Here is an 18,009-nt window from a genome sequence, read left to right on the forward strand (position 1 = left end):
GGAAGCAGGCGCACGCGGGGCTTCGTCTGCACTGCTCCGCATGCCTCGACTCCTCACCCCGGCCCTCCCCGGGCAGCGGAGAGGCGCTCAACCGGCGGCGGGCTTGGGGACGGCGGCGATCGCCACTATGCGCGCCTTCTCCATCGCTTCGCCGATCGCCGGACCGGTGAGGCCGCGTTCCACGAATTCGTTCGCGCCCACGGCGCCCGCCGCCTCCCGCGCCGCACGCAGGAATCCCGCTTGTGGGTACGCCGCTTCCGCCTGCCCCAGTCGCCCGCGCTTGTCGGCCTCGCAGACGGTGAGGAACGTCTCCAGCCGCTGCGGTCGGCGCAGGGCGTCGAGCCTGGTCAGCAGCCGCAGCACGGTGGCCGGTTTCAACTCCAGCGCGCGATGCGCGTTGAGGTGTTCGCGGCAGACCAGTTCGGCCAGCGCGGCATGCTCTGCAGGCACCTTCAGTCGCGCGGCCAGCGCGCGCAGCGGCGCCACGCCGGCGTGTTCATGGCCGATGTGGCTGGGCAGGACGTCCGCCGGCGTGCATGCCTTGCCCAGGTCGTGGCACAACGCGCAGAAACCGACCAGGTCGTCACCGGGCGCCAGGCGCGCGGCCATGTCCAGCACCAGTTCAAGGTGCACGCCGGTATCGACCTCCGGATGGTATTCGGCCCGTTGCGGCACGCCATAGAGCGCGTCGACTTCCGGAAACAGCACCGCCAGCGCGCCCGCTTCGCGGAGCACGCGCACGAATGCCGACGGTTGCGCTTCGGCAAGCGCGCGACGGGTTTCGGCCCACACACGCTCGGGCACCAGATGGTCGACCTCGCCGTCGGCGACCATTGCGCGCATCAGCGCCATGGTCTCCCCGGCCACGTGGAAACCCAGTGGCGCGAAGCGCGCGGCGAAACGCGCCACGCGCAGCAGGCGCACCGGATCCTCCACGAACGCCGGCGAGACGTGCCGCAGCACGCGCTGCCCGATGTCGCGCTGGCCGTGGAAGGGATCGACCAGCGTGCCGTCCTCGTCCTGCGCGATGGCGTTGATGGTGAGGTCGCGCCGGGCCAGGTCCTCTTCCAGTGTCACGCCCGGATCGGCGTGGAAGGCGAAGCCGTGGTAGCCGCGTCCGGTCTTGCGCTCGGTGCGCGCCAGCGCGTACTCCTCGCCCGTGTCCGGGTGCAGGAAGACCGGGAAATCCTTGCCTACCGGCCTGAAGCCCCGGGCCAGCATGTCGTCGGGGGTGGCGCCCACGACCACGTGGTCGTGGTCGACGACCGGGCGATCCAGCAGCCGGTCGCGCACCGCACCGCCGACCAGGTAGCGGCGCATGTCAGTGCGTCGCGCCGGTGGCAGCATCCGGGGCGGCCGATGCCATTGCGGGGCAGGTCACGTCCTTGCGCGGCGCATGGGCGTCCGGAAGGTTATACGGCTGGCCGATCGCCGGCATCCGTGAGGCCAGCGGCAGGGCCTTGCCGGACAGGCGCCAGTCGTAGATCACGGCAAAGGCCATCACGCGGGCCACGTAGTCGCGGGTCTCATGGTAGGGAATGGTCGCCACGAACAGGTCCGGCGGCAAGCTGCCGCGTTCGCCCAGCCACTGGTCGACCTTGTTGGGACCGGCGTTGTAGGCGGCGCTGGCCAGCCACGGCGCGCCGTTGAAACGCGCGGCCATCTGCGCCAGGTAACGTGTGCCGAGCATGATGTTGACGGCCGGGTCGTACAGCGACTCGCCGCCGCCCCAGGCCAGCCCGTTCTTCCTGGCGACCTGCGCCGCGGTGGCCGGCACGAGCTGCATCAGGCCGCGCGCGTCGGCGCCCGAGTGCGCGTCGCTCATCCAGGCACTTTCGGCGCGGGCGATCGCGTAGGCCCACGACGGGTCGATGCCGGCCTGCTGCGCTTGTGGCACCACGCCGTCCTGGCTGGCCAGCGGGAAGCGTTGGTCGTAGTAACGCAGGGCGTCGCCGCTGGAATAGGTGAACACGGCGCGGTCATACCAGCCGCGTTCGTAAGCCAGCCGCGCGGCGACCCGCAACGTGGTGGCATCGGCGTCGGCGAGCGCGCGCGACCACTCGCGCCGCGCCAGCTGCGGCAGGTCCACGGCGAACAGTTCGAAGGCCCGTTGCAGGCCGGGCCTGGCCAGCAGGGCCTGCTCGCGCTGCCCGTCGTCGGGCGGATCGAGCGGGCAGATCGCGTAGTCGTCCTGCACGCGGTCGGCGGCGAGAAAGCCGTAGTACGTCGGCTCCTGCGCCAGCTTTGCGTAAAGCGCGTTGGCCTGGTCGGCCTGGCCGCTCGCCGCCAGCGCGCGGGCCCGGAAATAGCGCCACTCGTCCTCGTCCTGCTGGCCAGCGGGCATCGCGTCGATGGCGGCCAGCACGGCGGGCCAGTCCTGCCGCGCCAGCGCCACGCGAGCGCGCCATTCGCGGCTGGTGTCGGTCTGGACGTCGGCGGGAAGGCTGGCCAGGCGGACCAGCGCGTGCTCGTCGAAGTCGGTGGCGTGGAACAGCGCCAGCGCGTAGAGCACGCCATCGCGCTGGGTGGGGGTGAAGCTGAAGCGCGGCGCGAGGCGCTGCCAGCCGGCATCGGCGGCGTCGGTGTCGCGCCGGGCCAGACGCTTCAGCGCCAGCGCGGCAGCCTGGCGGTGGCGCGGCGTGTCGGGCCAGTTCAGTGCATCGGCGACGGCGGCGGCGGGGTCGCGCAGCGCCTGGGCCAGGCGCGCGGCGGCCTTTCCTTCGTCGCCCGACAGCCAGGCCGCCAGCGCGGCGACGGTACCGCCCTGGCCGGCGTCGAGCGCGCGGTCGAGGCGCGTCCACAGACGTGCGTTGGTGAGCAGACCGGCATCGTGCGCGGCGTCGAGCACCGGGTCGCAGGCGTTGGGCAGGCTGGGCTTGCTCCACAGCGCGGCGAGGTCGCGTTCGAAGTCCAGCGTGCCGCCCTGCGCCAGCTTTGCCTGCAGCGCATCGCAGGTCAGCGTGTCGCCGAGGCCGGGCTGGTACAGCGCCAGGAAATCATCCCAGTGCTGCGCGCGCGCCTGGCTGCGCAGCCACGCGCGGCGCAGGTCGGCGGCCGGCAGCAGGTCGGGGTAGCGATCGAGGAAGCCGGCGACGGTGGCACGGTCGAGCGTGTCCACATCGCGTTCCAGCGCCGCTTCCTCCAGATAGGGGTAAAGCGGGTAATCGGTCAGTCCCTTGGCCCAGCTGCGCCAGCCATCGCCACCCTGTTGCGCCACGGCCCAGGCCTGCCGGAAGGCGATGCGCTGCTCGGCCAGCGAGGGCGTGGCATGCGCCGTCGCCGCGAGGAGACACCAGGCGGTCAGGGCGAACAGGAGGTACGACAAGGGGCGCCGCGCGCGCGCGGCCGGGGAGGCGTTCGGGGTCATCGTCACAAGTGTAGTAAGGGCCGGTAAGCGCAGCGTTAATGGCATCGCCCGTGCCCTGCAGGGCTCCTGCCAGTAAGCTCGTCGTTTTGGTTGGACCGCGCACACCCATGGCCGTAGCTTCTGCGTCCCGCTCCCGCCCGCACTGGCCCGTGTGGGTCGCGCTCGTGCTGGCGGCCCTGGCCGGCGTGATCGGCTGGTGGTGGATGGGGCGCCCGGTGGCGCTGCCGGATGCGCCGTCCTCGCGCATCGCCTGCGTGTCGTATGCGCCGTATCGCCGGCCGGGCGAGACACCCTACGACCCGGCCACCTTCATCACCCCCGAGCGCATCGACGCCGACCTGCGCGCGCTGTCGCAACGCTTCGACTGCGTGCGTACCTACTCGCAGGGCCAAGGCCTGGCGGCGGTGCCGTCGATCGCCCGGCGCTACGGCATGCAGGTGCTGATGGGCATCTGGCTGGGCCGCGACCCGACCGCCAACGCGCAGGAAATCGCCAAGGGCATCGCCACGGCCAACGCCAATGCCGACGTGCTGCGCGGGGTCATCGTCGGCAATGAGGTGCTGCTGCGCGGCGAGCTCGCGCCGGAAACACTGGCCGGCTACGTGCGACAGGTGCGCGCCGCGGTCCCGGCGTCGGTGCCGGTGACCTATGCCGACGTGTGGGAGTTCTGGTTGCGCTATCCGCGGATGGTCGAGGCGGTCGACTACCTGACTATCCACATCCTGCCGTACTGGGAAGACGAGCCGGTGCCGCCCGAGCATGCCGTGCGCCACGTGGCGCAGGTCTACGCGCAGATGCAGCGCGCGTTTCCCGGCAAACGGGTGATGATCGGCGAGACCGGCTGGCCCAGCGCGGGTCGCCCGCGCCGCGCGGCCCGCGCGACGCTGGTCAACGAGGCGCGCTACCTGCGCGAGTTCCTCGGCCACGCGGCGAAGGTGCACATGCCCTACAACGTGATCGAGGCGTTCGACCAGCCGTGGAAGCGCGTGCAGGAAGGCACCGTCGGCGGCTACTGGGGCATCTTCGACGTGGATGCACGGCCGAAGTTTGCGATGACCGGGCCGGTGGTGGAGGAGCCGCGCTGGTGGTGGGGCTGGATCGCCGGGGCGCTCGGGGCGCTGCTGTTCGGCTTGGCCGGCGGGACGCGCTCGTGGCGCGGTGCCGGCGGCCTGGTGCTGGCCGGTTTCGCCAGTGGCGCCGCGCTGGCTTGGCAGGGTCGGCAGATGGTCTATGCCTGCCGCGACCTGCTCGAATCGGGCGTATCCGTCGCCGCCTGCGTGGCGGCACTGGCGACGACGCTTTGGCTCGCGCGTGGGCTGGCGCGTCGTCTGAGCGGCCGGGAGCCAGGCTCGGCACCACCGGCGTGGCTGTCGCTGGGCTGGCTGTTCGCCTTGGCCTGGTACGACCTGCTGCTGGTGTTCGACGGCCGCTACCGCGACTTCCCGCTCGGCCTGTACGCGCTGCCCTGCCTGGGCTACGCGCTCGTTGCCTGGCTCGATCCGCAGCCGGCGCGCCCGCCGCTGGAGCACCGCCTGCTGGCCGGGCTGCTGCCGGCGCTCGGGACGCTGGTGGTGGTGCAAGAGGTAGGACTGAACCTCACGGCCTGGCTATGGCTGGGGCTGAACCTTGCGCTCGCCATCCCGGTACTGGCTGCGTGGAGGCAACGCATCCGCCTGCACCCGCAGCAGCCGTAGCGCCCCGACCAGCAGCGCGAACGCGCCAGCCTCGAAGCAATACAGGACCAGCGCGGCCACGCCCAGCGCAGCCGCCAGCCACGCGGCGAGCGGGTGGCGCCAGAACAGCGCGATGAAGGCGGCGGTGAGCGCCGCATAGCCGTAGGCGTAGCCCAGGAAGCCGAGCACGGCCCACTCCCGCCAGGCGCACCAGCCCGGACCACCGCCGGCGGTGCAGAGGTTGGCCACCGCCGGCGGCTCGATCACGCCGTAGCGCAATGCCGAGGCGGCGAGCGCCACCAGCGCGAGGGTGAACCAGGGCACGACCAGGCGCAGCGTGCGGGTCATCGGCGCAACCGTTGGGCGCGTGGCGCCAGTGGGGCGGGCAGGCGGATTTCCGCCGCCAGCGGCAGGTGATCGGAGAACGCCTGGGGCAGCGCCCACACGCGTTCCAGGGTGAGCGACTCGGAGAGCAGGATGTGATCCAGCGCCCGCCGCGGCTTCCAGCTCGGGAAGGTGGGCGTCGGTTGCTCCGGCGGCTGCAGGCTGCAGCGCGCGAACAGGTGGCGCATCTCGGCGCTGTGCGCCTCGGTGTTGAGATCGCCCATCAGCACCACGTTGGGATAGCCGTGCAGCACCTCGGCGATGAAGGCGAGCTGGCGCGCGCGCGCCTGCGCCGATAGCGAGAGGTGGGCGATCATCACGGTCAGCGCCTGCGCCTCGTCGCCGTAGCGCACCAGCAAGGCGCCGCGCCCGGGAATGCGGCTGGGCAGCGGGTAGTCGTAGACGCTGTGCGGCTCCATCCGGCTGATCAGGCCATTGGCCGAATGCGCCAGCCGCGCCATCGGCCGGTTCGGCTGGTGGCTCCAGAACGGCAGGCCCGAGGCCTCGGCCAGGTAGCGGGTCTGGTTGAGAAAGCCCGAGCGCAGGCTGCCGGCATCGGCCTCCTGCAGGCCGATCACGTCGAATTGCGGCAGTACCTCGGCCAACCGGTCGAGGTTGTCCAGCTTGCTGCGGCCGGGCAACACCGCGTTGATGCTGCGGGTCACGTATTCGTGATAACGCTGCACGCTGGCGCCGGCCAGGATGTTGCAGCTGAGCAGCCGCAGGCGGCGCTCGGCGGGAGCCTTGTCAGGGGAAGCTTTTGCGGCGCTGGTCATTGAGGGCGATAGGCAGTCGGGACGGGGCGAGCGGTCGCGACGAGGATCGCCTGCCGTGCGTGAACGCGAAGCGCGCCGCGTTACTTGCCGGCCAGCTCGCGGTCGACCAGCCAGCGGGTGAGCTTGACCAGTTCGTCCAGCGTCTTCACCTGCGCGCTACGGTACTTGCCGTCCACCACGATGGTCGGGGTGCCGTCGATCTGCCACTTCTGCAGCAGGTCGAAGTCCTTCTTCATCTGCGCCGTCGCCGCGTCGGAGTTGGCGATCCGCAGGAACTTCGCGCGGTCCACGCCCTGGCGCGCGTAGAAATCGGCCAGCTCGTCCAGGGTGCCGATCGGGTAGTGATCCTCGAACTTGGCCTTGAACAGGGCCAGGTGGGTGCGATCGACCACGCCCAGTTGCCTGGCCGCGTAGTAAGCACGGGCATAGGGCATCCAGGCATCGTTGAACGGCGCCGGCAGCAGCTTGAACACCACGCCCTTGGGTAGCGACTTGCGCAGTTCCTCGGCGGTCGGCGCGAAGTGCGCGCAATGGACGCAGCCGTAGGAGAACACCTCGACCACTTCGACCTTGCCTTCGGGGCTCAGCCGCTGGTGCGGCCCCGGCAGCGTCACGTACTGCTCGCCCTCGGTGAACGGCACCGGGGTTTCCGGCGAGGCACTGCAGGCGGTGGCCAACAGCAGGCCGCCGAGCAGGGTCAGCAAGCGCAGGCGGGCGAGGTGCTTGATCATGGATTACTCCCTGGAACCGGATGCATGAAGAGCGGATGTGTTTCGCGAGCCAACCATTGAACCACCACTTCGCCATCCTCGGCGACGTGCTCGCCAAGGCGCACGAATCCGCAAGCCTGGACCGTGCGTTCGGACGCAATGTTCCCCGGCAGGATTTCCGCCAGGACGCCCTGCGTGCCCTGGGCGAAAGCGCGCGCCACCAACTGCCTGACGGCAGCCGTGGCGATCCCCTGGCCGCGCTGCGCGGGCGCTACGCCGTAGAAGATGCCGGCGCGACCGTCCACCGGGTCGCCCTTGAAACCGCAGCCGCCCACGATGGTGCCATCCGACGCCCTCGCGACGGCGAAGACCTCGCACCACGGCTGCGCGTGGCCGGCGTCCCGGCGAGCCAGCGCCCGGGACGCGACCTTGGCCGGTGGCAAGGCGCCGGCCAGGGCGCGTGCGGCCAGCCCGGCCGGGATGCGGCCTTGCGCAAGCTCACCCAGGTGCTCGCGCGACAGTGCTTCGAGAGCGACCCGCACGGATGTGGCGGGCAGGGCCGTTTATTTCCCGGCCGCTTCCTTCGCCACCAGCCATTTGGCCAGCTCGATGGTCTGCGGGTAGCCGCCGGCTTCGCTCACGTCGAAGCGGTACTTGCCGTTGACGATCACGGTCGGCGTGCCGGTGACGCCGTAGGCCTTGATCAGGTCGTCGGCGCGCTTCATCTGCGTGTTGATGCTGAAGGAGTTGGCGACCGCGACGAATTCCTTCGGATCGGCGCCGCACTTGGCATAGACCTTGGCGGCGTCGGCGATGGTCGGCAGCGCATCATGCGGCTTGAGGCCGTTGCCCGCCTGGTTCATAGCGGACAGCTCGCCGCTCTTCCACACCGCGTCGTACATCGCGTCGTTGCACTTCTCGGCCACGCCCAGCGCCTTGGCGGTGAAGTAGGCGCGCTGCAGCATCGGCCAGTTCTCCTGCGGGATGAACGAGGCCGGCAGGTAGGCCATCACGGCGTTGGACGGCAGGCTCGCGGCGAGCTGGCCGACCACCGGATGGAACTGGTTGCAGGCCGGGCAGCCGTAGGAGAACACCTCGGTCACCTCGATCTTGTCGGTGGAGGTGGCCTTGGACTGGGCCGGCTCGATGCGGAAGTAGTTCTTGCCCTCGACCCACTTGCCGTCGTCGACGAACGGCTCGGCCGGCGGCGCAGTCGGCGCGCTGGCCGGGGCCGTGGCGGTAGTGGCAATAGTGGCCGCGCTGGCCGGTGCGCTGGCGCCGGTGCCCGGGGTGGCGCTCGTGCCGCTCGCGGCCGGCGCCGTGTTGGCGGCCGGGGCAGTTGCCGCGGTGGTGCTTGGGCTCGGTGTCGCGGGCGCGTTGCCGGTATCGCTGTCATGGCTGCACGCGGCGAGGGCGAGCAGGGCGGCACACAGGATCGGCAGGCGCTTGAGCATGGAAACCTCGGGGCTTGGGGCCGGGGATGCGCGTGGGCATCCCAAGGGCTGGAAACGGACACGCCGGCATGGGGCCGGCGTGTGGTTCGATCAGGGCGTGGCCGGCTTGTTCGGGCCCGCCGCGTCGTTCACGTGCAGGCCTTCGACATAGCTGGACAACGCCGCGATGTCCTTGTCGTCGAGCTTCTTGGCGATCGCCGGCATGATCTTGGCCTGCGCATCGTCGCCCCAGGTGGTGCCGTCGCGCCAGGACTTGAGGGTCTTCTCGATGTACTGCGCGTGCTGGCTGGTCAGCTGCGGATAGGCCGCACCGGGGTTACCGCGGCCATCGATGCTGTGGCAGGCCATGCAGGCGGGGATGCCGCGTTCGAGGTCACCCTGGCGGAACAGTGTTTCGCCCTGCTGGACCAGCGCGGCATCGGCCACGCCAGGCAGCGACTGCTTGGTCGAGAAATAGGCGCCCAGGTCATGCATGTCCTGCTCGGACAGCGGCGCGGCCATGCCCATCATGATCGGGTTCTGGCGCTGGCCCGCCTTGAAGTGGGTCAGCTGGCGGACGATGTACGCCTCATGCTGGCCGGCCAGCTTCGGGTACTGCGCGTCGCTGGAGTTGCCATCCATGCCGTGGCAGGCGCCGCAGGCGGCGGCCTTGCCCTGGCCGGCGGTCGCGTCACCGGGCTTGGCCACGGCGGCGACTTCGGCCGGCGCGGCCGTCTGCGCGGCGGAAGCGGCGGCGGTCGGCGTGGCGGCGGCCTGCTGACCGTTGGCCGTCGGCGACGGCGCGGTGCTGGTGGCGGCCGGCGCGCTAGTCGCGGGCTTGGCGTCCTGCGCGACGACCGCGCTGGCGGACAGCGCGAACACCAGGGCGATCATGCCGCCGAGGGCAGCGGGCCGGAAACCGGCGGACCGAAAACTCATACACTTGTCTCCCGAAAGACGGCTTGATCCGCCGCGGACCGCTGCCAACATGGCTTGCGGCAGGCAGAAACCGCCGAATTATCCCCGCCCCACAGCATCCGGGTCAAACCGTTCCCATGCCCAATCCGCTCAACGGCGCGCAGTTCGTGCTGGCCGCCCACCGCATCAGCCAGTTGCCCGCCGACCAAGGCGCCGAAGTGGCGTTCGCCGGACGTTCCAACGCCGGCAAGTCCAGCGCACTCAATGCGCTGACCGGGCACAAGGGGCTGGCGCGCACCTCCAAGACGCCCGGGCGCACGCAGCAGATGGTCGCCTTCTCGCTGCCGCCGCTCGCGCAGGGCGAGGGCGAGGCGCCGCTGGAGGCGCGCCTGATCGACCTCCCCGGCTACGGCTACGCCAAGGTGCCGGAGGAACTGCGCGAGCACTGGAAGCTGGAGATCGACGCCTACCTGCATCGCCGGCGCAGCCTTCGCGGCGTCGTGCTGATCGCCGACATCCGCCATCCGCTGAAGGAATTCGACCGGATGATGCTCGACTTCTGCTTCGAGACGAACCTGCCCTGCCACCTGCTGCTGACCAAGGCGGACAAGCTCTCGCGCAACCAGGCGATGCAGTCGCTGGCGGCGGTGCGCAAGGGATTCGCCGATGGGGTACAGGCCAGCGCGCAAGTGTTTTCCTCCGCCGACGGCACCGGTGTGGAGCCGGCGCGCGAGGCGGTGCTGGCGCTGCTGCGCACGCCGCGCGGCTAGCCCTGAGGACAAGCGTCCTCCCGCAGAGCGCTCAGCGACCCAGCGACGCCATGAACACCTCGCACAGCGCCGCCATGCCTTCGCGATCGTCTTCATCGAAACGGCCCACGTGCGGACTGTCCACGTCCCACACGCCCAGCAGCGAGCCATCGGGCCTGACCAGCGGCACCACGATCTCCGACTGCGAGGCCGCGTCGCAGGCGATGTGCCCCTCGAACGCGTTGACGTCGTGCACGAGCTGGATCTGGCGCGTGCGCGCCGCGGCGCCACAGACGCCGCGACCCAGCGCGATGCGCACGCAGGCGGGCTTGCCCTGGAACGGGCCGACCACCAGCTCGGTACCGTCGAACAGGTAGAAACCGGCCCAGTTGAGATCGGGCAGGCTGTTGAACACCAGCGCGCTGAAGTTGGCCGCGTTGGCGATCAGGTCGCGCTCGTCGGCGAGCAGGCCGCGCGCCTGGCTGGCGAGGTCCGCGTAGTGTTCGCGCTTGCTGGCGTAGGTGGTTTCGGCGAGGTGGAACATCGGCGCGTACCCGGCGGCAAAGCCCGTATTATGCGCCGACACCCAGGTGAGGAGACCCTCGAAGAGCCCGATCGGGCAGCGCGAGGGCATTCGAGGTGTGGATGGCGCGTTCGCCTTCACGCGCACCCTGCGGGCGATCGGCGGCGAGTGGTGCACGCGTTGATGTTCCTGATCGGACCGCTCACCACGCGCTTCCGTCGTCGCCATGGGCTCCCCCGAGACGCCAGGCGCTTGCCCGCGCCCGGCACGGCGGGGAACATGCCCGGTTCGCACGGCTCAATCAGGGACTGCAATGCAGAACGAACCGAAGGCGGGCCTCGCGCTGTTCGTCGCCGGCACCGACACCGGCATCGGCAAGACCCACGCCGCCGCTACGCTGATCCATGCGTTGCGCGCGCGCAGGCTCGCCACGTGCGGCATGAAGCCGGTCGCCAGCGGGTGCCTGGAAACGCCGGATGGGCGACGCAACGAGGATGCGCTGGCGCTGCAGGCGGCCGGCAGCGAGCCGCTCGCCTATGAATCGATCAATCCGATCGCGCTGCGCGAACCGCTTTCGCCGCACCTGGCCGCGCGGCTCGAACAAGTGACGGTGGCTATGGCGCCGCTGCGCGCCGCATTCGACCGGCTGCGCGCCACGCACGAAGCGGTGGTGGTCGAGGGCGTGGGCGGCTGGATGGTGCCGCTCGCCCCCAGCCTGCTTGCCTCCGCGATCCCGCGGGACTGGGACCTCCCGGTAGTGCTGGTGGTCGGGTTGCGGCTGGGCTGCCTCAACCACGCGTTGCTGAGCGCACGGGCGATTCAGGCCGATGGCTGCCGCCTGGCCGGCTGGATCGGCAACCGCATCGATCCGGCGATGGCGGCGGTGGCGGACAACCTGGAAACCCTACGCGAGATGTTGCCCGCGCCCTGCCTGGGCGTGCTGCCGCATGGCCTCGATCCGGTCCAGGCCGCCGAACGGCTGGACCTGGCGCCGTTGCTCGACCCGCGCGCCATGGATTAGCCAGCATTCGTATACGAGCGCATCTGTGCGCGACCGCCATGTCCGGCTGTCCGCACGGCGGTCGTGCAGGAGTGCGCTCCGACCAAGGGGGCCGTTTTCGCGTGGCAACCGCTTCACGCCCCGCATGCTTCGATTCATCCCAGCCCAAACGCAGGAGCGCGCATGAGCAACCGCAATCACTTCTATCTCTCCGTCGAGGACATCCGCCGCGCGCGCGGCGCCGATCCGGCGCTGTCGTGGCAGGGCTCCAGTCCGGACGACCTTGCCGCCGCATTGCAGGAATCGCTGCGCGGCGCCGGGCTGTTCGAGCGCTGGCGCGCCACGCAGCCGGATCCGGACGAGGTCGACACGAGCCTGGCCGCGACCGATCCGCAGGCCACCGCCAGCGCCAAGGTCGCCGACCTGCATGTGGACATCGATCTGGTCACCGACCTGCCGATGCGCGTGGTGCGCGCGCGGCTCGGCTGGCTGATCGGTTCGAGCTGGCAGCTGCGCGACATGCGCGCCGCCTGAGGCCGCAGGCGAGGCCCGAGGCACTTCCGGCCCTTGGAAGTCGTGCCCCAGTGTGGTTAGAGTCGAACGCTTGACCCGCCCGTTCCGCGTCGCGGACACCACCCCTGGGGAATACCGATGCCTCGTCTTCGCCTGCTCGTGATCGCTACCTCGATCGCCATGGCCGCCTGCTCGCAATCGTCCAACGACAACCCGTCCACGCCCGCGCCCACCGCGAGCGCGCCGGCGGCCAGCGCGAGCACGGCGCAGGCCAATCCGTTCTTCGCCGCCAGCACGCTGCCGTTCCAGGCGCCGCCGTTCGACAAGATCCACGAGGGCGACTATCAGCCTGCGATCGAAGAGGGCATGCGCCAGCACCTGGCCGAGATCGAGAAGATCGCCAACAACCCCGAGCCGGCGACCTTCGACAACACGTTCGTCGCGATGGAGAAGTCCGGCGCGCTGCTCGACCGCGCGATGCTGGCCTTCGACACGGTCACCGGCGCCAATACCTCCGACGCGTTGCAGAAGGTGCAGGAAACGGAGGCCCCCAAGCTCGCCGCGCACCGCGACGCGATCTACCTCAACGACAAGCTGTTCCAGCGCGTGGAGACGATCTACAACCAGCGCGACACGCTGAAGCTGGATCCGGAGTCGCTGCGCCTGGTCGAGGTCACCTACAAGGACTTCGTGCACAACGGCGCCAAACTCTCGGCCGATGACAAGGCCAGGCTGAAGGAGCTCAACAAGGAAGAGTCCACCCTCAGCACGCAGTTCACCAACAAGTTGCTGGCCGCCACCAAGGCCGGCGCGCTCACCGTCGATGACGCCGCCAAGCTGAAGGGCCTGTCCGAGGGCGACCTCGCCGCCGCCGCGCAGGCGGCCAAGGACCGCAAGCTGGATGGCAAGTGGACGCTGTCGTTGCAGAACACCACCCAACAGCCGGCGCTGAAGGACCTGGACGACCGCGCCACCCGCGAAGCGCTGTTCAAGGCTTCCTGGGACCGTGCCGAGCACGGCGGCGACAACGACACCCGCGCCACCATCGAGCGCATCGCGCAGATCCGCGCCGAGCAGGCCAAGCTGCTGGGCTATCCGACCTTTGCCGCGTGGAAGCTCGAAGACCAGATGGCCAAGACGCCCGAGCGCGCCATCGGCTTCATGCAGAACCTGGTGCCGGCGGCCACCGCCCGCGCCGGCAAGGAAGCGGCCGACATCCAGCAGGTGATCGACCAGCAGCACGGCGGCTTCAAGCTCGCCGCGTGGGACTGGCAGCACTACGCCGAGCAGGTGCGCAAGGCCAAGTACGACCTGGACGAGAACCAGATCAAGCCGTACTTCGAACTGGACAACGTGCTGCAGAACGGCGTGTTCTACGCCGCCAACCAGCTCTACGGCCTGACCTTCAAGGAGCGCCACGACATCCCGGTGTGGCAGCCGGACGTGCGCGTGTTCGAGGTGTTCGACAAGGACGGCACATCGATGGCGCTGTTCTATTGCGACTACTTCAAGCGCGACAACAAGGGCGGCGGCGCCTGGATGAGCAACCTGGTCGAGCAGTCGACGCTGCTGGGCACCAAGCCGGTGGTCTACAACGTCGCCAACTTCACCAAGCCGGCGCCGGGGCAGCCCGCGTTGCTGTCCTTCGACGACGTGATCACCATGTTCCACGAGTTCGGCCACGCGCTGCACGGCATGTTCGCCGATACCAAGTACCCGTCGCTGTCCGGCGCCAACACCGCGCGCGACTTCGTCGAGTTCCCCTCGCAGTTCAACGAGCACTGGGCGACCAACCCGAAGGTGTTCGCGCACTACGCGATCAACTACAAGACCCACGAGCCGATGCCGCAGGCCCTGGTCGACAAGATCAAGCAGGCGCGCCACTTCAACAGCGGCTATGACATGACCGAGCTGGTCGCCGCGGCGTTGCTGGACATGGGCTGGCACACCCTGCCGGCCGATGCACCGAAGAAGGACGCCGACAAGTTCGAGATGGACGTGCTGACCAAGGACAAGATCAACCTGTCCTACGTGCCGCCGCGCTACCGCTCCAGCTACTTCCAGCACATCTGGGGCAATGGCTACGCCGCCGGTTACTACGCTTACCTGTGGACGCAGATGCTCGCCGACGACGGCTTCGAGTGGTTCAAGGAAAACGGCGGCATGACCCGCGCCAACGGCGATCGCTTCCGCAAGATGGTGCTCTCGCGCGGCAACACCGAAGACCTCGCCCAGATGTACAAGGCATGGCGCGGCAAGGAGCCCAGCGTGGAACCGATGCTGATCGACCGCGGGTTGAAGGATGCGCCCGAGGGCAACGAGAAGTAAGAAAAAGGGCCGGCGCAAGCCGGCCCTTCCGTTTCCGGCTCCCTGTTCCTACCGGAGAGAGGGAGTTGAGCTCGTCTCAGTAAGCGAACTCGCGGAACACCGGGTCCACGCTGCCGCCCCACGGTCCATGGAACAGCTCGAGCTTTCGCTCGGCCGGCGTCTGGTTCGCCTCGACGATCTCGATCATCGGTTCGAGGAAGATGCTCTCGTCGGCGCCGTTGCGGTTCTTCCGCGCGCGGCGCTTGAGTCCGTGCGTGGCGATCTTCAGCGTTTCGGCGGCGAGGTCCCGCACGCTGCCGCCGCGGAACGGCAGCTTCAGTGCCTGCCTCGGCACGCCGTCGCGCAGGGCGTGGCGTTCTTCCATGGTGAAGTCCTTCACCAAGTCCCAGGCTGCGTCCAGCGCCTCGTCGTCGTAGAGCAGGCCAACCCATAGCGCGGGCAGCGCGCACAGGCGGTTCCATGGACCACCGTCGGCACCGCGCATTTCCAGGTACTGCTTCAGGCGCACTTCGGGGAATGCGGTAGTGAGGTGGTCGGCCCAATCCTTCATCGTCGCGCGCGTGCCCGGAACCGCGTCCAGGCGACCATCGAGAAAGCGGCGGAAGTCCTGTCCGGCCAGGTCGATGTAGCGCCCGTCCTGGTAGCTGAAGTACATCGGCACGCCGAGGATGTAGTCGACGTAGCGCTCGTAGCCGAAGCCTTCCTCGAACACGAAGTCGAGCATGCCAGTGCGGTTCGGATCGGTGTCGGTCCACACCTGCGAGCGGTAGGAGAGGAAGCCGTTGGGCTTGCCCTCGGTGAACGGCGAATCGGCGAACAGCGCGGTGGCGATCGGCTGCAGCGCCAGGCTCGCGCGGAACTTCTTGACCATGTCCGCTTCGCTGGAAAAATCCAGGTTGACCTGCACCGTGCAGGTGCGCGTCATCATGTCCAGGCCCAGGCTGCCGACCTTGGGCATGTACTCGCGCATGATCTTGTAGCGACCCTTGGGCATCCAGGGCATCTGGTCGCGGCGCCACTTGGGCTGGAAGCCCATCCCGAGGAAGCCCAGGCCCAGCCTGTCAGCGACCGAGCGGACTTCCTCCAGGTGCGCGTTCACCTCGCAACAGGTCTGGTGGATGTTCTCCACCGGAGCGCCGGAAAGCTCCAACTGCCCGGCGGGTTCCAGCGTGATGTTGGCCTTGCCCCGCGTGAGGGCCACCGGCGTTTCGCCCTCACGGGCGATGTCCCAGCCGTAGCGCGAGGCCAGTCCCTCCAGCAACGCGCGGATGCCTCGTTCGCCCTCGAAGGTCGGCGGCATCAAGTCGTCCGTGCGGAAGCCGAACTTCTCGTGCTCGGTGCCGATCCGCCAGTCCTCGCGGGGCTTCTCGCCAGCGGCGAGGTAGTCGGCCAGCTGCTGGCGGCTTTCGATCGGGGTGCTCTTTACGGCACTGGGGATGGACACGGGCGATGCCTTGCGGGGAGGAGCGGCCACTATGGGGTTTGCGCCCGGCCCCCAAAAGGGGTCGACGTCGAAATAGTGTACGTCCAGGTTCTGGATAACCGCCGTGAAAGGTAGCGTCCGCTCGATTCTGCATGGAGAACCCGCGCCTCGCCGCACGGGAATTAGCCGTGGCGAAATCGTCGCAGCGGCGTACCCGGGCAATGGTTCGCGCACGCCTGCAAAAAAAAGCCGGCCCTGAGGCCGGCCTTTGGGATGACGCGCTTTCTCAGCGCTTCATCGAATTGAAGAACTCGTCGTTGGTCTTGGTGTTCTTCATCTTGTCGAGCATGAACTCCATCGCCGCGAGCTCGTCCATCGGATGCAGGAGCTTGCGCAGGATCCAGATCTTGGCGAGCAGGTCCGGGTCGATCAGCAGGTCCTCGCGGCGGGTGCCGGAGCGGTTGATGTCGATGGCCGGGTACACGCGCTTCTCGGAGATGCGGCGGGACAGGTGCACTTCCATGTTGCCGGTGCCCTTGAACTCCTCGTAGATCACCTCGTCCATCTTCGAGCCGGTATCGATCAGCGCGGTCGCGATGATGGTCAGCGAGCCGCCTTCCTCGACGTTGCGCGCGGCGCCGAAGAAGCGCTTCGGGCGCTGCAGCGCGTTGGCATCGACACCGCCGGTGAGTACCTTGCCGGAGCTCGGCACCACGGTGTTGTAGGCGCGGGCCAGGCGGGTGATCGAGTCGAGCAGGATGATCACGTCCTTCTTGTGCTCGACCAGGCGCTTGGCGCGCTCGATCACCATCTCGGCGACCTGCACGTGGCGCGCGGCCGGCTCGTCGAAGGTCGAGCTGATCACTTCGGCGCGGACGGTGCGGGCGATCTCGGTCACTTCCTCCGGGCGCTCGTCGACCAGCAGGATGATCAGGTGCGATTCGGGGTGGTTGTACTGGATCGCCTGGGCGATGTTCTGCAGCATCATCGTCTTGCCCGACTTCGGCTGGGAGACGATCAAGCCGCGCTGGCCCTTGCCGATCGGTGCGATCAGGTCGAGGATGCGGCCGGTGATGTCCTCGCTGGAGCCGTTGCCGCGCTCGAGGTGGAACGCCTTGCGCGGGAACAGCGGCGTCAGGTTCTCGAACAGCATCTTGTTCTTCGACGCCTCCGGCGGATCGCCGTTGATGTCGTCGACCTTGAGCATCGCGAAGTAACGCTCGCCTTCCTTCGGATGGCGCACGCGCCCGGTGATGTAGTCGCCGGTGCGCAGGTTGAAGCGGCGGATCTGGCTCGGACTGACGTAGATGTCGTCCGGCCCGGCGAGATAGGACTCGTCGGCCGAGCGCAGGAAACCGAAGCCGTCCTGCAGGATTTCCAGCACGCCCTCGGCCCAGATGCCGCCGCCGGAGCGGGCGTGGGCCTTGAGGATGTTGAAGATGACGTCCTGCTTGCGCGCGCGCGCGACGCCTTCCTGGATGCCCAGCGACTCGGCGAATTCCAGCAGCTGGATCGCGTTCTTGCGCTTGAGCTCGGTGAGGTTGATCAGCCGGTCGTTGCTGCCGATGTCGGCGTTCTCGTCGTCCTCGGGGAGGCCGCGCGGGTTGTGACGGTTGGGCTGGCCCTGGTTGCCGCCCTGGCCCCCGCTCTGCCCGCCACCTTGCGCACCCTGGGGGCGCTGGCCGCGCTCATGGCGGCGGCGGCGACCGCGGCCGTCGCGCTCGTTCCGGTCGTTGCGGCGCTCGTTGCTGCCATTGCCGCCGGCCTGGCCGTTGCCACCCTGGCCGCCTTCGCGCGCTTCCTGCGGCGGGCGCTGGGCATTGTCGCCAGCGTCCATCGGCAGGCTGGCCTGGGCGGGTGCGGGCGCCGGAGCGGGCGAAGGTGCCGGAGCGGGGGCAGGGGCAGGGGCAGAGGCAGGGGCCGCAGCCTGGGCCGGCGCCGGACTGGACGCCGGAGCGGCGGCCTTCTCGGCGGCGGATTTGCGCGGCGCACGGGTGCGCGGCGCGTCCGCGCTCTTGGGTTCGGCGCGCTTGGCGTCGGAAGGGTCTTGGGTTTCGATATCGGACACGGGCAAACCTCGTGGGGGCGCCGTTGGAAGAAACAGGAGGGAGGACGGGCGTCGCGCGGAGCGCGCGGGAGGGGCGAAGCGGACCGCCCCTTTCGGCCGTGAAAGCCAATCTAGCATCCGCCGCGCGGCGCCGTAAAGCGCGCG

General features: G+C 69.3%; 16 protein-coding genes. 5 read left to right on the forward strand and 11 right to left on the reverse strand.

The window, feature by feature from the left end; genetic code table 11:
• Positions 1 to 87: 87 nt before the first annotated feature.
• Positions 88 to 1,320, reverse strand: a complete 1,233-nt coding sequence (locus ACFWZ1_RS01600; RefSeq protein WP_439665207.1) for a multifunctional CCA addition/repair protein — start codon at positions 1,318 to 1,320, stop codon at positions 88 to 90.
• 1 nt (position 1,321) lies between these two features.
• Complete coding sequence (locus ACFWZ1_RS01605; RefSeq protein ID WP_439665208.1) at positions 1,322 to 3,367, reverse strand: transglycosylase SLT domain-containing protein; 2,046 nt, start codon at positions 3,365 to 3,367, stop codon at positions 1,322 to 1,324.
• Between the two features lie 149 nt (positions 3,368 to 3,516).
• Here ACFWZ1_RS01605 and ACFWZ1_RS01610 point away from each other — a divergent pair, with 149 nt between their 5' ends.
• Entirely contained in the window at positions 3,517 to 5,061 is a 1,545-nt protein-coding gene (locus ACFWZ1_RS01610; RefSeq protein WP_439665209.1) for a glycoside hydrolase family 17, read from the forward strand.
• Here ACFWZ1_RS01610 and ACFWZ1_RS01615 read toward each other — a convergent pair.
• From ACFWZ1_RS01615 to ACFWZ1_RS01640, 6 genes are all read right to left on the reverse strand, one after another.
• Positions 4,975 to 5,388 carry a hypothetical protein gene (locus ACFWZ1_RS01615; protein ID WP_231323041.1) on the reverse strand — a complete coding sequence of 138 codons (414 nt, stop codon included), beginning with the start codon at positions 5,386 to 5,388 and terminating at the stop codon, positions 4,975 to 4,977. The two genes, ACFWZ1_RS01610 and ACFWZ1_RS01615, sit on opposite strands and share 87 nt — an antisense overlap.
• A complete protein-coding gene (locus tag ACFWZ1_RS01620) occupies positions 5,385 to 6,200 on the reverse strand; it encodes an endonuclease/exonuclease/phosphatase family protein (protein ID WP_231323043.1) in 816 nt (271 codons plus the stop codon). The genes ACFWZ1_RS01615 and ACFWZ1_RS01620 overlap by 4 nt, the downstream gene beginning before the upstream one ends.
• 80 nt (positions 6,201 to 6,280) lie before the next feature.
• Positions 6,281 to 6,931 carry a thiol:disulfide interchange protein DsbA/DsbL gene (locus ACFWZ1_RS01625; protein ID WP_439665210.1) on the reverse strand — a complete coding sequence of 217 codons (651 nt, stop codon included), beginning with the start codon at positions 6,929 to 6,931 and terminating at the stop codon, positions 6,281 to 6,283.
• Complete coding sequence (locus ACFWZ1_RS01630) at positions 6,928 to 7,452, reverse strand: GNAT family N-acetyltransferase (RefSeq protein ID WP_439665211.1); 525 nt, start codon at positions 7,450 to 7,452, stop codon at positions 6,928 to 6,930. The genes ACFWZ1_RS01625 and ACFWZ1_RS01630 overlap by 4 nt, the downstream gene beginning before the upstream one ends.
• Positions 7,453 to 7,473: 21 nt before the next feature.
• Positions 7,474 to 8,364 (reverse strand): thiol:disulfide interchange protein DsbA/DsbL, encoded by an 891-nt coding sequence (locus ACFWZ1_RS01635; RefSeq protein ID WP_439665212.1) that lies wholly within the window; start codon positions 8,362 to 8,364, stop codon positions 7,474 to 7,476.
• Between the two features lie 90 nt (positions 8,365 to 8,454).
• Positions 8,455 to 9,282, reverse strand: coding sequence for a c-type cytochrome (locus tag ACFWZ1_RS01640; RefSeq protein WP_439665213.1), 828 nt, complete (start codon positions 9,280 to 9,282; stop codon positions 8,455 to 8,457).
• 116 nt (positions 9,283 to 9,398) lie between these two features.
• On the opposite strand from ACFWZ1_RS01640, the gene yihA reads away from it, so the two are divergent.
• Entirely contained in the window at positions 9,399 to 10,031 is a 633-nt protein-coding gene (gene yihA, locus ACFWZ1_RS01645) for a ribosome biogenesis GTP-binding protein YihA/YsxC (RefSeq protein WP_231323052.1), read from the forward strand.
• Positions 10,032 to 10,062: 31 nt separating this feature from the next.
• On the opposite strand, the gene ACFWZ1_RS01650 is transcribed toward yihA, so the two are convergent.
• Positions 10,063 to 10,554 carry a GAF domain-containing protein gene (locus ACFWZ1_RS01650; RefSeq protein ID WP_439666857.1) on the reverse strand — a complete coding sequence of 164 codons (492 nt, stop codon included), beginning with the start codon at positions 10,552 to 10,554 and terminating at the stop codon, positions 10,063 to 10,065.
• 292 nt (positions 10,555 to 10,846) lie between these two features.
• On the opposite strand from ACFWZ1_RS01650, the gene bioD reads away from it, so the two are divergent.
• The 3 genes from bioD (at position 10,847) to dcp (ending at position 14,374) form a co-directional block, all read left to right on the forward strand.
• A complete protein-coding gene (gene bioD, locus ACFWZ1_RS01655) occupies positions 10,847 to 11,554 on the forward strand; it encodes a dethiobiotin synthase (RefSeq protein ID WP_439665214.1) in 708 nt (235 codons plus the stop codon).
• 162 nt (positions 11,555 to 11,716) lie between these two features.
• Positions 11,717 to 12,067, forward strand: a complete 351-nt coding sequence (locus ACFWZ1_RS01660) for a hypothetical protein (RefSeq protein ID WP_439665215.1) — start codon at positions 11,717 to 11,719, stop codon at positions 12,065 to 12,067.
• Between the two features lie 117 nt (positions 12,068 to 12,184).
• Positions 12,185 to 14,374: a peptidyl-dipeptidase Dcp gene (gene dcp / locus ACFWZ1_RS01665; protein WP_439665216.1), complete on the forward strand. Its 2,190-nt coding sequence runs from the start codon at positions 12,185 to 12,187 to the stop codon at positions 14,372 to 14,374.
• A gap of 76 nt (positions 14,375 to 14,450) precedes the next feature.
• On the opposite strand, the gene ACFWZ1_RS01670 is transcribed toward dcp, so the two are convergent.
• Together ACFWZ1_RS01670 and rho are read right to left on the reverse strand one after the other, a co-directional pair.
• Positions 14,451 to 15,818, reverse strand: coding sequence for a glutamate--cysteine ligase (locus ACFWZ1_RS01670; protein ID WP_439665217.1), 1,368 nt, complete (start codon positions 15,816 to 15,818; stop codon positions 14,451 to 14,453).
• A 265-nt stretch (positions 15,819 to 16,083) separates the two neighbouring features.
• The gene (gene rho / locus ACFWZ1_RS01675) at positions 16,084 to 17,865 is read right to left on the reverse strand and encodes a transcription termination factor Rho (protein WP_439665218.1); all 1,782 of its coding nucleotides are present in this window, start codon (positions 17,863 to 17,865) and stop codon (positions 16,084 to 16,086) included.
• Positions 17,866 to 18,009 lie beyond the last annotated feature (144 nt).

The sequence above is a fragment of the Frateuria sp. GZRe14 genome (assembly GCF_051900395.1).
Taxonomy (GTDB): Bacteria; Pseudomonadota; Gammaproteobacteria; order Xanthomonadales; family Rhodanobacteraceae; genus Frateuria_A; species Frateuria_A edaphi.

Excerpts from the sequence above, each read along its gene's own strand:
- ACFWZ1_RS01600 (WP_439665207.1), bottom strand. The coding sequence starts at position 1,320 with ATGCGCCGCTACCTGGTCGGCGGTGCGGTGCGCGACCGGCTGCTGGAT.
- ACFWZ1_RS01605 (WP_439665208.1), bottom strand. The coding sequence starts at position 3,367 with ATGACCCCGAACGCCTCCCCGGCCGCGCGCGCGCGGCGCCCCTTGTCG.
- ACFWZ1_RS01615 (WP_231323041.1), bottom strand. The coding sequence starts at position 5,388 with ATGACCCGCACGCTGCGCCTGGTCGTGCCCTGGTTCACCCTCGCGCTG.
- ACFWZ1_RS01620 (WP_231323043.1), bottom strand. The coding sequence starts at position 6,200 with ATGACCAGCGCCGCAAAAGCTTCCCCTGACAAGGCTCCCGCCGAGCGC.
- ACFWZ1_RS01625 (WP_439665210.1), bottom strand. The coding sequence starts at position 6,931 with ATGATCAAGCACCTCGCCCGCCTGCGCTTGCTGACCCTGCTCGGCGGC.
- ACFWZ1_RS01635 (WP_439665212.1), bottom strand. The coding sequence starts at position 8,364 with ATGCTCAAGCGCCTGCCGATCCTGTGTGCCGCCCTGCTCGCCCTCGCC.
- ACFWZ1_RS01640 (WP_439665213.1), bottom strand. The coding sequence starts at position 9,282 with ATGAGTTTTCGGTCCGCCGGTTTCCGGCCCGCTGCCCTCGGCGGCATG.
- yihA (WP_231323052.1), top strand. The coding sequence starts at position 9,399 with ATGCCCAATCCGCTCAACGGCGCGCAGTTCGTGCTGGCCGCCCACCGC.
- ACFWZ1_RS01650 (WP_439666857.1), bottom strand. The coding sequence starts at position 10,554 with ATGTTCCACCTCGCCGAAACCACCTACGCCAGCAAGCGCGAACACTAC.
- bioD (WP_439665214.1), top strand. The coding sequence starts at position 10,847 with ATGCAGAACGAACCGAAGGCGGGCCTCGCGCTGTTCGTCGCCGGCACC.
- ACFWZ1_RS01660 (WP_439665215.1), top strand. The coding sequence starts at position 11,717 with ATGAGCAACCGCAATCACTTCTATCTCTCCGTCGAGGACATCCGCCGC.
- dcp (WP_439665216.1), top strand. The coding sequence starts at position 12,185 with ATGCCTCGTCTTCGCCTGCTCGTGATCGCTACCTCGATCGCCATGGCC.